The following is a 17,593-nucleotide window of genomic DNA, read 5'->3' as shown; positions in this document are numbered from 1 at the left end:
TGCCATGAAGCTCCGTTCCATGACGCGACTGGCCCTCGCCGCGATGCTGGTGCTGCCGCTCTCGGCCGAGGCGCATCGGATGTGGCTGCTGCCATCCGCCACCGTGCTCTCGGGCAACGACCCCTGGGTGACGATCGATGCCTCGATCTCCAACGAGCTGTTCACGCCGGAGATCGCCATGCCGATCGAGGCGCTCTCGGTGATCGCGCCGGACGGCACCGCCGGGGAAGCCGCCAATCCGCATCGCGGCCGCGTCCGCAGCACCTTCGACATGCAGCTTCGCCAGCCCGGCACCTACCGCTTCGTGGTCGCGGCCGAGGACGTCATCGCCTCCTGGATGCAGGACGGCCAGCGCCGGCGCTGGCGCGGCACGCGCGAGGCGATGGCGGCGGCGGTGCCGGCCAATGCGCAGCAGCTCCGCGTCAATCTGAGCCAGCGCCGGGTCGAGACCTTCGCGACACGCGGCGCGCCGACCCAGGGCGCGTTGCAGCCGACCAACAAGGGGCTGGAGCTGGTGCCCGTCACCCACCCGACCGATCTCGCGGCGGGCGAGCCGGCGCGCTTCCGCCTGCTGCTCGACGGCCAGCCGGCCCGCGACATCGAGGTCAGCGTGGTGCCCGGCGACAGCCGCTACCGCGATGCGGAGAACGAGGCGAAGTTCCGCGCCGATGCCGAAGGCGTCGTGACCGTCACCTGGCGTGGCCCCGGCCGCTACTGGCTGGGCGCCTCGGTGCGCGACCAGAATTCCGGCCTGCCCAATGTCGGCCGCGTCGCGACCTATGCGGCGACGCTCGAGGTCCTGCCCTGAGGGTCGACTGAGGGATGCATCGCGTCGTCATTCCGCCGCTCGCGGCGCCGCCCGCGCTGCCGCGTGGCGACGCTGTGCACTGCCTGGAAGGCCGGACCATGGGCACCACCTGGTCGGTGCGGCTGGTGGCACCCGCCGGGATGGTGCTGGACGGGGTCGAAGCCGGCATCCAGTCCGTGCTCGACGCCGTGGTCGCGGCGATGAGCGGCTGGGAGGAGGGCTCCGACCTCAGCCGCTTCAACCGCGCGCCGGCGGGAAGCTGGCACGTGCTGCCGGACGGTTTTTGCGCGGTGCTGCGGGCGGGGCTCGACATCGCGGCACAGACGGACGGCGCCTATGACCCGACGATCGGCCCGCTGGTCGATCTCTGGGGCTTCGGCCCGCCGGCGGTGCCGCTGGGCTTGCCGCATGGCGACGCCATCGCCGCCGCGCGGGCGCGCGTCGGGTGGCGACGGCTCCGCCTCGATGGCCGGCACGCCCGGCAGCCGGGCGGCCTGGCGCTCGATCTCTGCGGCATCGCCAAAGGGTATGGCGCGGACCAGGTGGCGGAGGCGCTCTCCGGCATGGGCATCGCCTCCTTCCTGGTGGAGGTCGGCGGCGAGCTGCGCGGGCAGGGCGTGAAGCCCGATCTCTCCCCCTGGTGGGTGGAGATCGACCGGCCGCCCGGCCTCGATGCCACTCCCTTCCGCGTCGCGCTGCATGGCTTGTCGGTCGCGACCTCCGGCGACTATCGCCGCAGCTTCCGCCATGGCGCTTTTCGCTACGCGCATACGATCGATCCGCGCAGCGGCTGGCCGACCGGCGCCGGCCTCGCCTCCGTCACCGTGCTGGAGCGCGACTGCATGCGGGCCGATGCGCTCGCGACCGCGCTCACCGTGCTGGGGCCGGAGGCAGGCCCGGCGCATGCGGCGCGCCACGGCATTGCCGCACTCTTCATCCGGCGCGACGCGGCGGAGGCCCTGCACGAGATGATGTCGCCCGCCTTCGCCGCGATGCTGGACGGCTGATGCCCGATACCGACCGGATGCTGGCGGCGCTCACCGTCCTTCTCGCCTGGCTCGCTTTCAGCGCCGTCATCGCCTGGCGCGCATGGAGGCGCGCGCAGGCACAGCGGCGGGCGGCGGAAGGCACGGGCGGGCCCGCCGAATACCTCGTCGTCCATGCCAGCCAGACCGGCTTCGCCGAGCAGCTCGCCGCGCGCACCGCGGAAGCGCTGCGGAGCGGCGGGCTCGCGGTCCGCGCGGCCCGGATCGATGCGCTGACCGGAAGCCATCTCGGTAATGGCAACCGGGTGCTGTTCCTGGCCAGCACGGCCGGGGAGGGCGATGCGCCTGACGATGCCGCGGTCTTCATCCGCAAGGTGATGGCCAACGCCGCCGATCTTTCGTCGCTGCGCTACGGGCTGCTGGCGCTCGGCGACAGCAGCTACGCCAATTACTGCGCCTTCGGCCGCCGCCTCGATGCCTGGCTGCGCGAGCGCGGCGCAACGCCGCTGTTTCCGGTGGTCGAGGTCGATGACGGCGATGCCGCGGCGCTCCGGCAATGGGAGGCGCATCTGGGCCACCTCGCCGGCAGGGCGCTGGCGCCAGCCTGGCGCCCACCGCGACACGAGGCTTGGCGGCTGGCGGAGCGGCGCCTGCTCAATCCCGGCAGCCCCGGCGCCCCTGCCTTCCACATCGCGCTGACGCCGCCGGCGGCGCTGCCGGACTGGCAGGCCGGCGACATCGCGGAGGTGATGCCCCGCAATGCGCCCCACGCGGTGCGCGCCATGCTGGCGGTGCTCGACCTCGACCCCGCGCTGCCCGTCCATGCCGAGGACGGGACCACGCTCGCGGAGGTGCTGGCGGCGCGGCGCCTGCCGGAGGATGTCGCTGATGTCGCGGGCCTCCCGGCCCAGGCGCTGGTCGAAGCGCTGCCGAAGCTGCCGCACCGCGACTATTCGATCGCCTCCCTTCCCGCCGATGGCACGCTGCAACTGCTGGTGCGGGAGATGCGGCATCCGGATGGCAGGCTCGGCCTCGGCTCCGGCTGGCTGACCGCGCATGCGGCGGCAGGCGGGACGGTCGATCTCCGGATCCGCCGCAATGCCGGCTTCCACCCGCCGCCGGACGGCCGGCCGATGATCCTGATCGGCAATGGCACCGGCCTCGCCGGGCTGCGCGCGCATCTCAAGGCGCGGGAAGCGGCTGGCCATCGCCGCAACTGGCTGATCTTCGGCGAACGGACCCGGGCGGCCGATTACTTCCACCGCGATGAGGTCGAGGCCTGGGTGGCCTCCGGCCTGCTGGACCGTCTCGACCTCGCCTTCTCCCGCGACCAGGCGGGGCGGGTCTATGTCCAGCACCTGCTGGCGTCGGCAGGCGACACGGTGCGCGGCTGGGTGGGGGATGGGGCGGCCGTCTATGTCTGCGGCAGCCAGGCGGGGATGGCGACGGCGGTGCATGCCGCGCTCGCCGCAATCCTGGACGAGGACGGCCTGGCAGCGCTGTTGGAGGCCGGGCGCTATCGGCGGGACGTCTACTGATCTCCGGCGAAGAAAATCCTGCCCTTCGGGACCGGACTCATAGGCGCGTAGCGCTGGTCAGCGGGTGAACGCGAAACAGCGATTCCATCAATCATGATTTCAGATTGAAATCATCATATTCATCCATTGGACGCTGAGATGTCATGGGCCGATGCTGGCGGCACGGCTTCCCGCCGAGGACCCAGCATGACGGCCCCGACCCGCATCATTCCCGAAGCCCCCGCCGCGACCGCGGCGACGCCGCCCCGCAGTATCAGTGCCGAGCTGCTGGCGCTGGTCCCCGGGCTTCTCCTCTGTGTCGGCGTCACCCTGGCCGCCATCGCCCTGGCCCGGATCGAGGCGGCGCTCTTCGGCCATGCCTGGCTGGAGGCGCTGGTGCTGGCGATCCTGCTCGGCACCGCGCTGCGCAGCGCCTGGACGCCCTCCGCCCGCTGGCGGCCGGGCATCGCCTTCGGGGCTAAGACCCTGCTGGAGATCGCGGTAGTGCTGCTCGGCGCCTCGCTCAGCGCCGCGACGGTGCTGGCGGTCGGGCCGGCGCTGCTGGCGGGCATCGCCCTCCTCGTCGCTTGCGCGCTGGTCGCGGGCTACGGCATCGGGCGGCTGCTCGGCCTGCCGTCGCGCATGGCGATCCTGATCGCCAGCGGCAATGCGATCTGCGGCAATTCGGCGATCGCGGCGGTCGCGCCGGTGATCGGCGCGGAAGCGAAGGACGTCGCCACCTCGATCGCCTTCACCGCGGTGCTCGGCGTCGTCGTGGTGTTGGGGCTGCCCTTCCTGGCGCCGGCGCTCGGCTTCTCCGACACGCAATACGGCGTGCTGGCAGGGATGACCGTCTATGCCGTGCCGCAGGTGCTGGCCGCGACGGCGCCGATCGGCGCCACGGCCTTGCAGGTGGGCACATTGGTGAAGCTGGTGCGGGTGCTGATGCTGGGCCCGGTGGTACTGGTGCTGTCGCTGCTGGCGCCCCGGCTGCGCGGACCGGCGGAGGCGGGTGCCGCGCCGCGCCGCCCGCCGCTGCACCGGCTGGTGCCCTGGTTCATCCTGGGCTTCCTGGCCATGATGGCGCTCCGCTCCTTCGGTCTGCTGCCGCAGGGGCTGCTGGCCCCGATCGCGATGGTCGCGGGGTTGCTGACCGTGATCTCGATGGCCGCCCTCGGGCTTGGCGTCGACGTCCGGGTGGTGGCCCGCGCTGGCGGCCGGGTGACGGCGACGGTCAGCCTCTCGCTGCTGGTGCTCGGCGCGATCGGCATCGGGCTGATCCGGTTGCTCGGCATCACTTGATGCATGCGGCCTCGATCGCGAAGCGATCAAGGCCCCTCAGGCGCCGGCGCCGCACATCCGTGCGGCTTGGCTTTCGCGCTGTCAGGGCAGCATTGGCGACGACTGATGGTCGCGCGCGGGCCGCATGCGCGGCCTCGGTCTGCATCGGCTTCGCCTCGCAGCCCGGCCTTTCCGGGGGCGGCCTGCGGCCGCTTGAACAGGCCGCTTGTCCAGGCTGGATCAGGCGGGCGGCGTGGCGATCAGCGCCAGCAGCGCCTCCGCCGCCCGGCTCGGCTCGCGGTCGCGGTGGCGGAGCGCCTGGTACAGGCGGTCCGGCACCGGCAGCGCCACCTGCCGCAGCAGCCCTGCCTCCAGCGCCGGCGCCGCGACCGAGGCGGAGATCACCGTGGCCCCCATGCCGGCCTCCACCGCCGCCCGCACCGCCTCGTTGGACGGCAGCTCGAGCGCGACCTTGAGCCGGCTGGCCGGGAAGCCCACCGCGATGAGCGCCGCCTCGAAGGCGGATCGGGTGCCGGAGCCTTGCTCCCGCAGCACCCAGCGTCCCTGCTCGGCCGCTTCCCGGAGCGTCAGGCCGGCGCACCCGGCCCAGGGGTGGTCGGGGGCGACCACCAGCACCAGCCGGTCGGTCGCGACCGGGGTGGTAGCCAGCAGCGCGTCCTCCACCACGCCCTCGACAAAGCCGAGTTCGGCCAGCCCCTCATGCACCGCGGCCGCGACCTGCGCGGTATTGCCGATGCCGAGCCGGACCTCGATGCCGGGATAGGCGCGCCGGAAGGCGACCAGGTGGCGCGGCAGCCAATAGCTGGCGATGGTCTGGCTCGCCTGAACCGAGAGCACGCCGCGCACCAGGCCGCTGAGCTCGGCGAGCATCAGCTCCGCGGCGTCCGCCCGCGCCAGCACCGCGCGCGCCTCCACCAGGAAGCGGCGCCCGGCCTCGGTCAGCTCGATCCCCCGCCCGACCCGATGAAACAGCCGGATGCCGTGCCCGGCCTCGAGCGCCGCGATCGCGGCGCTCGCCGCGGATTGCGCGATGTTCAGCGCCTCCGCCGCGCGCGTCACATGCTCCCGCTCGGCAACCGCGACGAAGACGCGAAGCTGGTCCAGGGTCATCCTCATGCCGAGGGAGGCTATCCGCCGGCTGGCATTGAGGCGAGCCTGCGTCCCGGAGATGGGCGACTTGCCGAATGACGGCATGGTCCGGCTGCCGCATGCGGCGTAGGTCCATCGCACCGGAGACCAGCCAGCGCCCGCCGAGGCCCCCGCATGCATCACCCCCGTTCCCGTCTGCGCCGCATCGCCAGGCCCATGGCCGGGCTGCGATCCTGGGCACGGTCCGGGGAGCTCGGGCTGGTTGGCCTCGCGCTCATGGTCGGCGTCGCGAGCGGGGTGCTCGCGGCCGCGATGAGCGGCGCGGCGCGCTGGCTGCACACGCTGTTCGGCCCCGGCGTCGTGCACGGGCTGCTGAGCGCGGTGCGCGATGCCGATCCGCTGCGGCTGCTGTTGCTGCCGGCGGCGGGCGGGCTGCTGCTCGGCCTCCTCAACCTCGCCGTGGCACGCCGCCGCCCGCGCGTGCCGGTCGATCCGATCGAGGCGAATGCGCTGCATGGCGGCCGCATGTCGCTCTGGGACGGCGCGGTGGTGGCGGTGCAGAACATCCTCTCCAACGGCTTCGGCGCCTCGGTGGGGTTGGAGGCGGGCTATACCCAGGCGGGCGGCGGCGTCGCCTCGCGCCTCGGCATGCTGTTCGGGCTGCGTCGCGGCGACCTTCGCATCCTGGTCGGCTGCGGTGCCGCCGGCGCCATCGCCGCCGCCTTCGACGCGCCGCTGACCGGCGCCTTCTATGCCTTCGAGCTGGTGATCGGCACCTATGCGATCGCAGCGCTCGCACCGGTGGTGACGAGTGCCGTCGCGGCGACGCTGGTGGCGCGGCTGCTGCACGGACAGACCTATTTCGTGCAGCCGGGCGGCGTCCCGGCGCCGGGCTGGGACGGCTATGCCCTGGCGCTGCTGCTCGGCCTGCTCTGCGGCGCCGTCGCCATCGCGCTGATGCGCGGTGTCGGCGCGATCGAGGCAGTGATGAAGCGGGCGGTGCCCTGGGCCGCGCTGCGGCCGGCGGTGGGCGGGCTCGGCGTCGGCATCCTGGCGCTGCTCTCGCCCGGGGTGCTGTCGGCCGGGCACGGGGCGCTGCATATCGCCTTCAACACCGAAGGGCCGATGCGGGCAGTGCTGCTGCTGCTGGTGCTGAAGGCGCTCGCTTCCGCGCTGTCGCTCGGTGCCGGCTTCCGCGGCGGGTTGTTCTTCGCCTCCCTGCTGCTGGGCGCGCTGCTCGGCAAGCTGTTTGCCGTGCTGCCGCCGCTGCTCGGCCTGCCGCTGGTCGATCCGCTGCTGCTGGCGGTGGTCGGCATGAGCGCCTTCGGCACCGCGGTGATCGGCGCGCCGCTGGCCATGACCTTCCTGGCGCTCGAGAGCACCGGGAATTTCGCGATCTCCGGCGCCGTGCTGACCGGGGTCACGGTCGCGGGTCTGCTGGTGCGTCGCGCCTTCGGCTATTCCTTCGCGACCTGGCGCTTCCATCTGCGTGGGGAGACCATCCGCTCCGCCCATGACATCGGCTGGCTGCGCGATCTGACGGTCGGGCGGCTGATGCGCCGCGACGTGCGCACCATCCGCGCCGACACGCGGCTCTCCTCCTTCCGCCGCGACTTCGCGCTCGGCTCCACCGAGCGCGTCGTGGCGCTCGACGAGGCCGGGCGCTACGCCGGCATCGTGCTGGTCGCCGATGCCCATGCGGTGGCAGAGGAGGGGACGGTGGCATCGCTGCTGCGCCTGAAGGATCAGGCGCTGCTGCCCAACATGAACGCCAAGCAGGCGATGGCGATCTTCGACGCGGCGGAGGTGGAATCGCTCGCCGTCCTGGACGGGCTCGACAGCCGCAAGGTCATCGGCCTGGTGACGGCGAGCCACCTGCTCCGCCGTTACGGCGAGGAGCTCGGCAAGCGGCGGCAGGAAGAGGTGGGCCTGGTGTGATGGCTGGTGATCAGCGGGTCAGGAACGCCGTGAGCTTCGGCACCACCTGGTCCCGCGCCTCGTCCATCAGCCAATGGCCGGAGCCTTGGATGATGACGGCTTCGACGTCGTCGGCCACCAACCTGCCCTGGGCGATGAGGAACTCGCCCGACGCCTTCTCGCCGCTCAGCACCAGCATCGGCATGGTGAGCCTGGTCGCGGCGAAGCCCGCGAAGTCGCTGGCATCCCGCTCGAAGGCGCGGAACACCTCGAAGCCCGCGGCCATGCCGCCCGGCTGCGCATAGGCAGCGGCATAGAGCTGGCGATCCGCCTCGGACACCGAATGCGTGGGATCGGCGGCGAAGTCGTTCCAGAAATGCTCGAAGTAGATGCGCTCGCGGCCCTCGACGAGCGCGAGCGGCGTCGTGCCGTAGAAGTGGAAATGCCAGAGGTCGCGCAGCAGCCAGACATGGGTCCAGTCGCCGACGCCGGGCAGGAAGGCGTCCATCAGCGCGATGCGGCTGACCTCGGCCGGGTATTGCGCGGCATAGGCATAGGCGACCATCAGCCCGATATCGTGGCCGGCAACGGCCAGCTTGCCGAGGCCGAGCGAGGCGATGAGGGCATGGACATCCTGGGCCAGGCTCTTCTTGTCATAACCGCCCGCCGGCTTGTCGGAGGCGCCGAAGCCGCGCAGGTCGGGCGCGATCACCAGGCGGGTGCGGGCGAGCTCGGCGATCAGCGGCCGCCACATATGACTGGTCTGGGCATAGCCGTGCAGCAGCAGCACGGGCTCGCCCGCGCCGGCGGTCAGGTAGTGCAGCCTGACGCCATTGACCGTCGCGAAGCGGCTTTCGATCGCGATCGGGTCGGGGTCGGTTGTCATGGAAGCCTGTCTTTCCTGGGTGGCCGCCGGGGCGGCGGCGTTGCGGGCAGATGAGGGGCGATGGCTGCACCGGCGGCAGAGGCTGGCTGCCGGAACTGGCTTCCGGGATTTCCGGACAATGCGCTACCTTCGGCGCATGACGAGTGCAGCGTCTCCGCCGGCTTCGCCCCCGGCCAAAAGCGCCGCCAAGAGCGGCATGGTGAGCCGGATCCGCGACCAGATCGAGGGGTTGATCACCGACGGGACCCTGCCGAGTGGCAGCCATGTGGTGGAAAGCGCGCTGGCGCTCCGCCTCGGTACCAGCCGCGGGCTGATCCGGGAGGCCTGCCGTGCCCTGGTCGAGGCCGGGCTGCTGGTCGCCTATCCCAACCGCGGCTGCTTCGTCCGCGAGATCTCGCTCCGCGACGCCGTCGAGCTCTATGACGTGCGCGCCGCACTCGGGCGCCTCGCCGGCACGACGCTGGCGGAACACATCACCGAGCCGCAGCTCGCGGAGCTGGCGCAGCTCGTCGCGGCGATGGAGGAGGCCGGCGCGAAGCGCGATCTGCAGCGCTTCCACGACATCAACGCCGCCTTCCATGACCGCATCATCGCCTTCAGCGGCAATCGCCGCCTGCAGGCCCTGCATGCGGCGCTGCTGAAGGAGCTCAGCATCTCCCGCCGGCGCCAGATCTTCGGCGGCGGCGGCATCGCCACAGCCAATGCCGAGCACCGGGAGATCTACGCGGCCTTCGCCGCCCGCGACCCGGCGCGGGCCGGGGAGCTGCTGGAGCGGCATATCCGGGGCGCCAAGCTGCGCTTCCTGGAGGCGATGGGTAGGGAAGAGTCTTAGTTCGCCCTCAGACGCCGGGCGCCGCGCATCCGCGCGGCTTGGCTTGCGCGCTGTCAGGGCGCGCCGGCGGCGGCTGATGGTCGCGCGCGGGGCCGCATTCGCGGCCCCGGAGCATCGCTGCGCTCGCTCCGCAGGGGCCAGGGGCGGCCTGCGGCCGCGGGTATTGGGCCGACCTGTATCGGGTCAGGTTCCGGCGGCGGCGGCGACAAGCGGCTGGCTGAGCTGCGGCGCGACCTGTTCCATGAAGAGCGTGAGGCTGCTCTCGACCTGCGCGTAGCTCATCGGCCCCATCCGGAAGGCGAGGATGACGCCGCCGGCGCCGGTCGCCGCCACCGCCTGCATCTGCTCGGCGACCGTCGCCGGGCTACCGCAGATCAGCGCGTGGCGCGGATCGATGCGGGCCGGTGGCGGCGCGCCCGCATGCCCCATGATCAACCCCTGCTCGGCCAGCACGCGGTTGCGCATCGCCGCGCGGTGCTCCTGCATCGCGGTGAAGGCGGGCAGGCCGATGCGCTCGGCCTCGGCATCGGTCTCGGCCACGAAGACATTGCGCCAGACCCAGCTTTCCCCGAGTGCCGCCGCGATCGCGGCGTCACCGATGCCGGCCTCCTGCGCCGCCTGGCGCCAGAGCGCGATGCGGTGGCGCGTGGTGTCGTTGCTCTGGACGTTCATCAGGAAGGGCTCGCCCTGCCGGCCGAGCGCGGTGATCGATGCCTCGCTCGCGGTCGCGCGGATCGTGAAGGGGTGCGGGCGCGTATAGGGGCGGGGCCGAAGCACCGGCACTTTCAGATCCCAGAAGCGGCCGCGATGGCTGAAGCCGTTCTCACTGGTCCAGGCCTGCATCAGGATCCCGGCGGCTTCCTCGAAGCGCGCCTGCGATTCCTCATGGTCGATGCCATAGCCCTGGTATTCGTAGATGTTGTAATTCGTGCCGCGGCCGAGGCCGACGATCAGCCGCCCCTTGCTGACATGGTCGATGAGCGAAAGCTGCTCCGCCAGGCGGATCGGGTGGTGCAGCGACATCTGTGCGACGGCGAAGCCGATGCGGATGCGCTGGGTCGCGGCGGCGATGACGGCCGCGAAGGCGACCGGATCGACATAGGCGCAATTGCCGTCGAAATGGTGCTCGCTGAGCCAGAGCGCTTCCATGCCCAGCGCCTCGCAGAGCTGCACCTCCGCCAGCACCTCATCCAGTACCTGGCCGTCGCGGGCCTGGTCGCGGCTTTCGGGAAACAGGAAGTTGCTGAAGCGCATGGCGATCTCCCGGCAGGGCCGCGGCGCCGTGGCGGGCACAGCGTCGCCATGACGCTAGGATCTTGCGAAAGATTGTCAACAATATTGGGTGGCATTGTCGGCTGCAGCGCGGCCGTCAGGCACTCACGGCAATGCGAAAGATCGTAATGTTCCGTTCGGGATACAATGGCGAAAAGCCTCGTCCGGGAGATCCGCCATGCCGAGTTTCGACGAGCCCAAATTCGCGCAATTCGTCGCCAGCCTTGGCCTGAAGCACTTCAACTACAAGGAGCTGCTGGTCGGGCGCTACCGGCCGCTGAACACGCCGCCGCCGGAGAAGCTCTGGCACAACATCGCGCCGACCATCGCGGTGCTGGATGTGCTGCGCGACGAGTTCGGGGCCAGCATCAAGCTGATCAGCGCCTATCGGTCGGAGGACTACAACGACCCGGTGAAATCCGGGAATGCCGGGCGTGCGCCCGGCAGCACGCACCAGGCCTTCTCGGCGCTGGACTTCCAGGTGAGCGGGGTGAAGCCGGACACCGTGAAGGCCAAGCTGCGCGAATGGGAATGCAGCAAGTGGTTCTTCTCGCCGATCTACTTCAACCGGGTGACGGAGACGCTCTCCACCGGCAAGAAGATCACCATGGGCGTGCTGCCGCAGCAGATCAAAGCCGGCGTCATCGCTGGCTGCTTCTTCCAGTACCGCGGCTATGTGAAGGCCTATGGCGTGAAGTTCACGCATTTCGACACGCGGGGGATCACGACCTCCACGCCGGCGAAGAAGGGCGGCTTCGACTATGAGGAGGAAGCGGAGTGACAGCGCGTTGCAAGCGCTGACGGCGCCGTCAACTCGGTGACCGGCGCATGGCCGCTGCGTGAGATGGCGCACAGGGATGATGCGCCGCTCTACCGCCTGCGGCGCGATCGCCCAGATGCCGGACGCGCCCATCGCGCGGCCGGGCGTAACCCGCCGGCTGCCCCTGGCGTATCCGGAAGAGCAGCCGCTCGGGAGCGCCCATGCCTGACCCCTACCAGCCGCCCGGGACGCCGAGGCGTCCGTTGCGGCAGACGCTCGGCCTGCTGGCACGGTTCGGCGTCATCAGCGTCGTCCTCGCCGGCACCGCCGGCGGCTTCGCCTATGCCGGGGGCTGGCTGAGCCCGGATCGCCTGACGCCGGCGCGCATCGTCGATGCGCTGAGCCAGCGCGGCGGCGATCCCACCGGTTATCGCCGCAACCATGCCAAGGGCATCTGCTTCACCGGCGCCTTCGAAGCGAATGGCCAGGGCGCCCATCTCTCCACGGCGCGCGTCTTCGTCGCCGGCCCCTATCCGGTGATCGGCCGCTTCGCGACCGCGACCGGCGATCCGCGTTCGCCCGATGCGGTCAACCGGGTGCGCAGCCTTGCGATCCGCATCGCGACGCCGGACGGGCAGGAATGGCGAAGCGGCATGAACAGCTCCCCGGTCTTCGCGGTCGCGACCCCGCAAGCCTTCTACGAGCAGGCCGTGGCGACGCGCATCGATCCCGCGACCGGCAGGCCGGACCCCGCGGCCCTGCAACGCTTCGCCGCCGCGCATCCCGAAACGGCGGCTTTCGCGCAATGGGCGCGGAGCGCGCCCTGGACCGCGAGCTTCGCCGACCAGACCTACAACAGCCTGAATGCCTTCCGCTTCGTGGACTTGCAGGGCGTGCGGCATGCCGTGCGCTGGTCGCTGCTGCCGACGGTGCCGGCGACGCCATCGACGCCCGAGGAACTCGCGCGGCTCGGGCCCGATTTCCTGGCGCAGGATCTCGAACGGCGCCTGGCCGAGGGGCCGCTGAGCTGGCGCCTGGTGGTGACGCTGGCGGCAGCCGGCGACCCCGTGGATGACCCGACCCGCGCCTGGCCTGCCGATCGCCAGCAGATCGAGGTCGGCACCCTCGTCGTGCAGCAGGCGGAGAGCGAGGATGGCGGCCCCTGCCGCGACCTCAACTTCGATCCGCTGGTGCTGCCGACCGGTATCGAGCCCTCGGCGGATCCGATCCTGCTCGCGCGCTCCGCGGCCTATGCCAATTCCTTCGATCGCCGCGCAGCCGAAGTGGGCGCCACGCCGATGCCGCATGCGGGAGACCAGCCATGAGCCGATCCACCGAAGGCTTCGGTGCGCTCGCGCGCGTCCTGCATTGGCTGATGGCGGCGATGGTGCTCGCCATGCTGTTCATCGGCGTCGGCATGGTGACGACGGTCTCCGGCCGCTACGAGTGGCTGGTCGGCATCCACAAGCCACTCGGCATCGCGATCCTGCTGCTGGTGCTGCTGCGCCTCGGCAACCGGCTGCGGCAGCCGGCGCCGGCGCTGCCGGCGGACATGCCGGGCTGGCAGAAGCTGGCGGCGAAGGGATCGCATATCCTGCTCTATGTGCTGATGGCCGTGATGCCGCTGCTCGGCTGGGCGATGCTGTCGGCCGGCGGCTATCCGATCGTGCTCTACGGGCCGATCCACCTGCCGCCGATCGCGCCGCATGACGCGCCGCTCTACGCCCTGCTGCACGGGGCGCATGTCGTGCTGGCCTATCTGCTCTTCGCGACCTTCCTCGCGCATCTCGGCGCCGCACTGGTCCACGCGCTGATCCGCCGCGACGGCGTCTTCGCCAGCATGGCGCCCTGGCCGCAGCGCCAGGTGGTGCCCGCACCGATCACGCCTGTCGGGACCTCACGCCAAGCGCGCGCCCGGTGACCAGGCCCCAGACCGCGGGGATCGCGAGCAGCAGGCCCGCGCCCCCGAGGAGCCAGGGCGCGATGCCGAGCCCCTCGGCCAGCGCCTCGGCCAGCCGGATGGTCCAGGGATCGGCGGGATCGTAGCGGAGCTGTACGACGCGTCCGGCCTGGATCTCCGGCAGGGACAGGGCATCGACGGTCGGTCCCACGATGACGCGCCCATCCGCGGTCCGGAAGCTGACATTCGGGTAGTAGCTCGTCGAAGCCCCACGGCCGGTAGTCCGCACCTGGCGATAGGCGCCGGTCATGCGCCCTTCGGCGGGGACCGCCACCGCGGCGATGCGGCGATGCTCCAGGATCATGCCCAGCGCGCTGCCGGCCGCGACCAGCGCGATCACCAGCAGGATCACGTGCAGGATCATGTGGTAGCGCCGCTTTGGCAGGCGCCGTGGCACGGTCGGCGGCGTGGATGCGCTCATCATCGGCCCTCGGAACCTGGTACGCCCAGTATCACCGCGCGGACGGAGCATGGACATGAAAACGGCCATGTCCCCGATGGGCGACATGGCCGTTTTCTTGTCCGCGCCAGCGGCGGAGAGGCCGAGGCCCTCCCCGCCGCCGCCTGTATCGATCCTGTGGCGTCAGCCCTGGCCGCCGCCGCGGGGCGCGTCGGCGGGGGCCTGCACCGCGACGAAGGCCTGTTCGCCGTTCCGCAGCAGCCGCAGCGCCACGGCGCCGCCATTGGTCTGCAGAGCCTGTCGGATGGCGGTGGCGGCCTGTTCAGGGCTGCGCACCTCCTGGCCGCCGACCGCGGTGATGATGTCGGCCGGGCGCAGCCCTGCCTCCGCCGCCGGGCTGTTCGGGCGCACATCGGCGACGACCGCACCCTGGGTGCCGCGCGGCAGCGGGACGTCCGCTTGCAGCGCTTCCTGGACCGTGCCCAGCACGAAGCCGAGGCGGCCACGATCCTGGCCCTTGCCGCCGCCTTCCTCGGCCTGGGCGGTCTGCCGCTCCTGCAGGGCGGCCAGCCGCACCTGCAGCCGCGTCTCCTGCCCGTCGCGGCGCGTGGTCAGCGTCGTCTCCGTGCCGGTCCTGAGGTCACCGACCGCGCGCGCCAGGTCGCGCGGGCTCCGCACCGGCGTCTCGCCGATCGCGGTCACCACGTCGCCGGGCCTGAGGCCGGCGCGGGAGGCGGGGCTGTCGGGCTCCACCTGGGCGACCAGGGCGCCTTCCGGCCGCGCCAGGCGCAGGGCGCGCGCCATCGCGGCGTCGACCGGCTGGGTGCTGGCGCCGAGGAAGCCACGCTCGACCCGGCCATTCTGCTGGAGCTGCGCGACGACGTTGCGCACCAGGTTGGACGGGATCGCGAAGCCGATGCCGATCGACCCGCCCGAGGGGCTGAAGATCGCGGTGTTCACGCCGATGACGGAGCCGTCGAGGCCGAAGAGCGGGCCACCGGAATTGCCGCGGTTGATCGGCGCGTCGATCTGCAGGAAGTCGTCATAGGGCCCGCTATGGATGTCGCGCCCGCGCGCCGAGACGATGCCGGCCGTCACCGTGCCGCCGAGCCCGAAGGGGTTGCCGACCGCGACCACCCAGTCGCCGGGCCGCGCCTGGTCGGAATTGCCGAGGTTCAGGAAGGGCAGCGGCGCGCCGGCCTCCACCTTCAGAAGCGCGAGGTCGGTACGCTGGTCGCGCCCGATGACGCGGGCCTGCAGCTCGCGCCCGTCATCAAGGGTGACCTTCACCTGGGTCGCGCCATCCACCACGTGGTTGTTGGTGACGATGTGGCCCTCGGCATCGATGATGAAGCCGGAGCCGAGCGCCTGCATCTGCCGCGCCGGCGCCCGTTCGCCGCCCTGCTCGCCGAAATAGCGGCGGAACATCCGGTCCTGCTGGGAGCCTTCCGGGAAGGGGGAGGCGACGCGGTCGGCCTGCACGCGCTCAGTCGCGGTGATGGTGACGACAGCGGGCTGCACCCGCGCGACGAGGTCGGCGAAGCCCGGCAGCGGCAGCGCCGGGGCCGTCACGGCCGGGGCGGCGGCCTGAGCCTGCGGCTGGCCTTGCGCGAAGGCGGGCACCGCCAGCCAGCCGGCGAAGCCGGACAGCGCGGTGCCGACCAGCAGCATGGCACCAAGGGCCGCGCCGCGACGATGTTTGGGCGAAAGCATCATGGACCTGATTCCTGTTGCCGCGGCGGAAGGAGCCCCGCCTAGGCCCCGAATGTCGGACGGCACCGGTGGAGGTTCGCCGACGGGAACATGATGGAATTTTCAGAATCCGACCGCCGTCCTCATGCAGCCGCGTATGGCAGCTCCAGCACCGCCGCCAGGCCGCGCCCGTCCGGCCCGTCCCGCAGCACCAGCCTGCCGCCATGCAGCCGGGCGACCGCGGCGGCGAGGGAGAGGCCGAGCCCGGTGCCGGGTGTGCCCCGGCTGCGGTCCAGGCGGTAGAAGCGGCGCATGACCTTCTCCCGCTCCTCGGGCGGGATGCCGGGGCCCTGGTCACTGACCTCCAGGATGCCGCCCGGCCGCAGGGCGACCCGGATCGGCCCGGCCCCGTGGCTCAGCGCATTGTCCAGCAGGTTGGCCAGTGCCTGGCGCAGCAGCGGCGCGCTGCCCGTCACCTGCTGGCCCGGCGCGATCTCGGTCGCGATCGGGCGCCCGGCCTCCTCGGCGGCCGGCGCATAGACGTCCGCCACCTCGGCGACCAGCGTCGAGAGGTCGATCGTCGAGAAACCTTCCCGGCCGGTGCCGGCCTCGGCGCGCGCAATGCGCAGCAGCGCCGCGAAGGTCGCCAGGACCTGGTCGAGCTCGGCGAGCGTCTCCTCCAGCGCCGCGGCATCGGCCTCCGGCTCGCGCGCCCGGGCGAGCGCCGCTTCCAGACGCTGCCGCAGCCGGGACAGCGGCGAGCGCAGGTCATGCGCGATATCGTCGGTGACCTGGCGCACCTCGGCGACCAGCGTCTCGATGCGCGCCAGCATGGCGTTGATGGTGGCGGCGAGCCGGTCGAACTCGTCGCCGCGGCCGCTCTCCGGCAGGCGCCGCGTCAGGTCGCCCGCCATCACCGCCTGGGCTGCGGTGCTGACGCCCGCCAGCCGACGCTCCAGCCCGCGGGCCAGCAGGAAGCCGAGGCCGAGCGCCAGCAGCGCCGCGAGCCCACCCGCGATCGGCGGCGCCCAGGCGAGCGCATAGGCGGCGCGGTCGACGGAGGTGAGGTCGGAGGCGACGATCAGGTTGACGCCCCCCGGCAGGATGGCGCCGAGCGCCCTGAGCGGTGCGGCCGCCTCCGTCGCCGGCAGCGTCGTGTAGCCACGCAGCGCGCCCGGGGGCGATGGCAGGCTGCCGGCGACGGCGCGCCCGTCCAGCGTCTGCAGCAGCACATGCAGCGGCCCGCGCCGGCGCGCATAGATCTCCGCGGCTTCGGCGAGGCCGCGCAAGCCATACGTCTCGTAGTCGCGGAGCAGCCCTTCCGCCTCGGCGGCGAGCACGAGATCGAGCTGCTGGCGCAGCGCATCCCGCGCCCTGAGCCAGCCCCAGCCGGCGCCGAGGATCGAGGTGACCAGCACCACCGCCGCGATGGCGAGCGCCATGCGCGGCGCGAAGCTGCGCAGCGGGTTCATCAGGCGGGTGCGGGTGCGGAGAGCATGTAGCCTGCCCCGCGCACGGTGCGGATCATCGGCGCCTCGCCCCCGGCTTCGAGCTTGCGGCGCAGGCGGCTGACATGCACGTCGACGACATTGGTGGTGGGATCGAAGGAAAAGTCCCAGACCTTCTCCAGCAGCATGGTGCGGGTCAGCACCTGGCCCGGATGGCGCAGCATGTATTCGAGCAGCCGGAACTCGGTCGGCAGCAGCTCGACCTCGCGCGCGCCGCGCGTCACCACCCGGCGCAGCAGGTCCATGCGCAGGTCGCCGACCGCGAGCTCGGTCGGCTCGGCCTGCGCGGCCGGGCGGCGCGCGAGCGCCCGGACGCGGGCGCGCAGCTCGGCGAAGGCGAAGGGTTTCGCGAGGTAGTCGTCCGCACCGGCTTCCAGCCCTTCCACCTTGCGGTCGACCTCACCGAGTGCGGTCAGCATCAGCACCGGCGTCGCGATACCGGAGGCGCGGAGCGCGCGCAGGATGGCGAGCCCGTCCGGCCCCGGCAGCATGCGGTCGGTGACGATGACGTCGAAGGGCTCGTTGAGGGCGAGGAACAGCCCGTCTTTGCCGTTGCGCGCGACGTCGACCACCAGCCCTTCCTCGGAAAAGCCCTTGGCGAGGTAGTCGGCGGTCGCGGCATCGTCCTCGATGATCAGCAGCCGCACGCGATCGGATCCCTGGA

Annotated in this window: 17 protein-coding genes; 9 read left to right on the top strand and 8 right to left on the bottom strand. The window is 72.0% G+C overall.

Annotation, left to right across the window (positions count from 1 at the left end; translation table 11 throughout):
* Window positions 1–4: 4 nt before the first annotated feature.
* The 4 genes from GXW71_RS20290 (at window position 5) to GXW71_RS20275 (ending at window position 4,613) form a co-directional block, all read left to right on the top strand.
* A complete protein-coding gene (locus tag GXW71_RS20290) occupies window positions 5–808 on the top strand; it encodes a DUF4198 domain-containing protein (RefSeq protein WP_211854452.1) in 804 nt (267 codons plus the stop codon).
* A gap of 14 nt (window positions 809–822) precedes the next feature.
* Window positions 823–1,815 carry an FAD:protein FMN transferase gene (locus GXW71_RS20285; protein WP_211854450.1) on the top strand — a complete coding sequence of 331 codons (993 nt, stop codon included), beginning with the start codon at window positions 823–825 and terminating at the stop codon, window positions 1,813–1,815.
* Window positions 1,815–3,332: a sulfite reductase subunit alpha gene (locus tag GXW71_RS20280; RefSeq protein WP_211854449.1), complete on the top strand. Its 1,518-nt coding sequence runs from the start codon at window positions 1,815–1,817 to the stop codon at window positions 3,330–3,332. The genes GXW71_RS20285 and GXW71_RS20280 overlap by 1 nt, the downstream gene beginning before the upstream one ends.
* A 186-nt stretch (window positions 3,333–3,518) precedes the next feature.
* The gene (locus GXW71_RS20275; protein ID WP_211854447.1) at window positions 3,519–4,613 is read left to right on the top strand and encodes a YeiH family protein; all 1,095 of its coding nucleotides are present in this window, start codon (window positions 3,519–3,521) and stop codon (window positions 4,611–4,613) included.
* Here GXW71_RS20275 and GXW71_RS20270 read toward each other — a convergent pair.
* Both GXW71_RS20270 and GXW71_RS20265 read right to left on the bottom strand, forming a co-directional pair.
* Window positions 4,606–4,758: a hypothetical protein gene (locus GXW71_RS20270; RefSeq protein ID WP_211854445.1), complete on the bottom strand. Its 153-nt coding sequence runs from the start codon at window positions 4,756–4,758 to the stop codon at window positions 4,606–4,608. The genes GXW71_RS20275 and GXW71_RS20270 overlap by 8 nt on opposite strands.
* A gap of 74 nt (window positions 4,759–4,832) precedes the next feature.
* Window positions 4,833–5,723 (bottom strand): LysR family transcriptional regulator, encoded by an 891-nt coding sequence (locus tag GXW71_RS20265; RefSeq protein WP_211854474.1) that lies wholly within the window; start codon window positions 5,721–5,723, stop codon window positions 4,833–4,835.
* A 153-nt stretch (window positions 5,724–5,876) separates the two neighbouring features.
* On the opposite strand from GXW71_RS20265, the gene GXW71_RS20260 reads away from it, so the two are divergent.
* Window positions 5,877–7,640, top strand: coding sequence for a chloride channel protein (locus GXW71_RS20260; RefSeq protein ID WP_211854444.1), 1,764 nt, complete (start codon window positions 5,877–5,879; stop codon window positions 7,638–7,640).
* A 10-nt stretch (window positions 7,641–7,650) separates the two neighbouring features.
* Here the strand turns inward: GXW71_RS20260 and GXW71_RS20255 are convergent, their stop codons facing one another.
* Window positions 7,651–8,505: an alpha/beta fold hydrolase gene (locus tag GXW71_RS20255; protein ID WP_211854443.1), complete on the bottom strand. Its 855-nt coding sequence runs from the start codon at window positions 8,503–8,505 to the stop codon at window positions 7,651–7,653.
* 196 nt (window positions 8,506–8,701) lie between these two features.
* Between GXW71_RS20255 and GXW71_RS20250 the strand changes: the two genes are divergently transcribed.
* Window positions 8,702–9,337 carry a GntR family transcriptional regulator gene (locus GXW71_RS20250; protein ID WP_211854442.1) on the top strand — a complete coding sequence of 212 codons (636 nt, stop codon included), beginning with the start codon at window positions 8,702–8,704 and terminating at the stop codon, window positions 9,335–9,337.
* A gap of 183 nt (window positions 9,338–9,520) precedes the next feature.
* Here GXW71_RS20250 and GXW71_RS20245 read toward each other — a convergent pair whose 3' ends face one another.
* On the bottom strand, window positions 9,521–10,591 hold the full coding sequence (locus tag GXW71_RS20245) for an LLM class flavin-dependent oxidoreductase (protein WP_211854441.1): 1,071 nt from the start codon (window positions 10,589–10,591) through the stop codon (window positions 9,521–9,523).
* A 196-nt stretch (window positions 10,592–10,787) separates the two neighbouring features.
* On the opposite strand from GXW71_RS20245, the gene GXW71_RS20240 reads away from it, so the two are divergent.
* From GXW71_RS20240 to GXW71_RS20230, 3 genes are all read left to right on the top strand, one after another.
* Window positions 10,788–11,390, top strand: a complete 603-nt coding sequence (locus GXW71_RS20240) for a D-Ala-D-Ala carboxypeptidase family metallohydrolase (protein WP_211854440.1) — start codon at window positions 10,788–10,790, stop codon at window positions 11,388–11,390.
* 200 nt (window positions 11,391–11,590) lie between these two features.
* A complete protein-coding gene (locus GXW71_RS20235) occupies window positions 11,591–12,694 on the top strand; it encodes a catalase family peroxidase (protein ID WP_211854439.1) in 1,104 nt (367 codons plus the stop codon).
* Entirely contained in the window at window positions 12,691–13,290 is a 600-nt protein-coding gene (locus GXW71_RS20230) for a cytochrome b (RefSeq protein ID WP_211854437.1), read from the top strand. Before GXW71_RS20235 ends, GXW71_RS20230 begins: the two co-directional genes overlap by 4 nt.
* Here the strand turns inward: GXW71_RS20230 and GXW71_RS20225 are convergent.
* The 4 genes from GXW71_RS20225 to GXW71_RS20210 all read right to left on the bottom strand — a co-directional run bounded on the left by GXW71_RS20225 (window position 13,250) and on the right by GXW71_RS20210 (window position 17,576).
* Window positions 13,250–13,753 carry a DUF3592 domain-containing protein gene (locus tag GXW71_RS20225; RefSeq protein ID WP_211854436.1) on the bottom strand — a complete coding sequence of 168 codons (504 nt, stop codon included), beginning with the start codon at window positions 13,751–13,753 and terminating at the stop codon, window positions 13,250–13,252. The two genes, GXW71_RS20230 and GXW71_RS20225, sit on opposite strands and share 41 nt — an antisense overlap.
* A gap of 159 nt (window positions 13,754–13,912) precedes the next feature.
* Window positions 13,913–15,445: a Do family serine endopeptidase gene (locus tag GXW71_RS20220; RefSeq protein WP_211854435.1), complete on the bottom strand. Its 1,533-nt coding sequence runs from the start codon at window positions 15,443–15,445 to the stop codon at window positions 13,913–13,915.
* Window positions 15,446–15,564: 119 nt separating this feature from the next.
* Complete coding sequence (locus GXW71_RS20215) at window positions 15,565–16,893, bottom strand: sensor histidine kinase (protein WP_211854434.1); 1,329 nt, start codon at window positions 16,891–16,893, stop codon at window positions 15,565–15,567.
* Entirely contained in the window at window positions 16,893–17,576 is a 684-nt protein-coding gene (locus GXW71_RS20210) for a winged helix-turn-helix domain-containing protein (protein ID WP_211854433.1), read from the bottom strand. Before GXW71_RS20210 ends, GXW71_RS20215 begins: the two co-directional genes overlap by 1 nt.
* Window positions 17,577–17,593 lie beyond the last annotated feature (17 nt).

Origin of the sequence: Plastoroseomonas hellenica, from assembly GCF_018129085.1 — a bacterium.
Classification (GTDB): Bacteria; Pseudomonadota; Alphaproteobacteria; order Acetobacterales; family Acetobacteraceae; genus Plastoroseomonas; species Plastoroseomonas hellenica.
The sequence above is the reverse complement of the archived record's forward strand: the minus strand, read 5'-3'. Positions and strand labels throughout refer to the sequence as shown.

Coding starts and splice junctions, on each gene's coding strand:
- GXW71_RS20275 (WP_211854447.1), top strand. CDS start 3,519: ATGACGGCCCCGACCCGCATCATTCCCGAAGCCCCCGCCGCGACCGCG.
- GXW71_RS20250 (WP_211854442.1), top strand. CDS start 8,702: ATGGTGAGCCGGATCCGCGACCAGATCGAGGGGTTGATCACCGACGGG.
- GXW71_RS20285 (WP_211854450.1), top strand. CDS start 823: ATGCATCGCGTCGTCATTCCGCCGCTCGCGGCGCCGCCCGCGCTGCCG.
- GXW71_RS20260 (WP_211854444.1), top strand. CDS start 5,877: ATGCATCACCCCCGTTCCCGTCTGCGCCGCATCGCCAGGCCCATGGCC.
- GXW71_RS20215 (WP_211854434.1), bottom strand. CDS start 16,893: ATGAACCCGCTGCGCAGCTTCGCGCCGCGCATGGCGCTCGCCATCGCG.
- GXW71_RS20265 (WP_211854474.1), bottom strand. CDS start 5,723: ATGACCCTGGACCAGCTTCGCGTCTTCGTCGCGGTTGCCGAGCGGGAG.
- GXW71_RS20280 (WP_211854449.1), top strand. CDS start 1,815: ATGCCCGATACCGACCGGATGCTGGCGGCGCTCACCGTCCTTCTCGCC.
- GXW71_RS20255 (WP_211854443.1), bottom strand. CDS start 8,505: ATGACAACCGACCCCGACCCGATCGCGATCGAAAGCCGCTTCGCGACG.
- GXW71_RS20235 (WP_211854439.1), top strand. CDS start 11,591: ATGCCTGACCCCTACCAGCCGCCCGGGACGCCGAGGCGTCCGTTGCGG.
- GXW71_RS20245 (WP_211854441.1), bottom strand. CDS start 10,591: ATGCGCTTCAGCAACTTCCTGTTTCCCGAAAGCCGCGACCAGGCCCGC.
- GXW71_RS20240 (WP_211854440.1), top strand. CDS start 10,788: ATGCCGAGTTTCGACGAGCCCAAATTCGCGCAATTCGTCGCCAGCCTT.
- GXW71_RS20290 (WP_211854452.1), top strand. CDS start 5: ATGAAGCTCCGTTCCATGACGCGACTGGCCCTCGCCGCGATGCTGGTG.
- GXW71_RS20230 (WP_211854437.1), top strand. CDS start 12,691: ATGAGCCGATCCACCGAAGGCTTCGGTGCGCTCGCGCGCGTCCTGCAT.
- GXW71_RS20225 (WP_211854436.1), bottom strand. CDS start 13,753: ATGATGAGCGCATCCACGCCGCCGACCGTGCCACGGCGCCTGCCAAAG.
- GXW71_RS20270 (WP_211854445.1), bottom strand. CDS start 4,758: ATGCAGACCGAGGCCGCGCATGCGGCCCGCGCGCGACCATCAGTCGTC.
- GXW71_RS20220 (WP_211854435.1), bottom strand. CDS start 15,445: ATGATGCTTTCGCCCAAACATCGTCGCGGCGCGGCCCTTGGTGCCATG.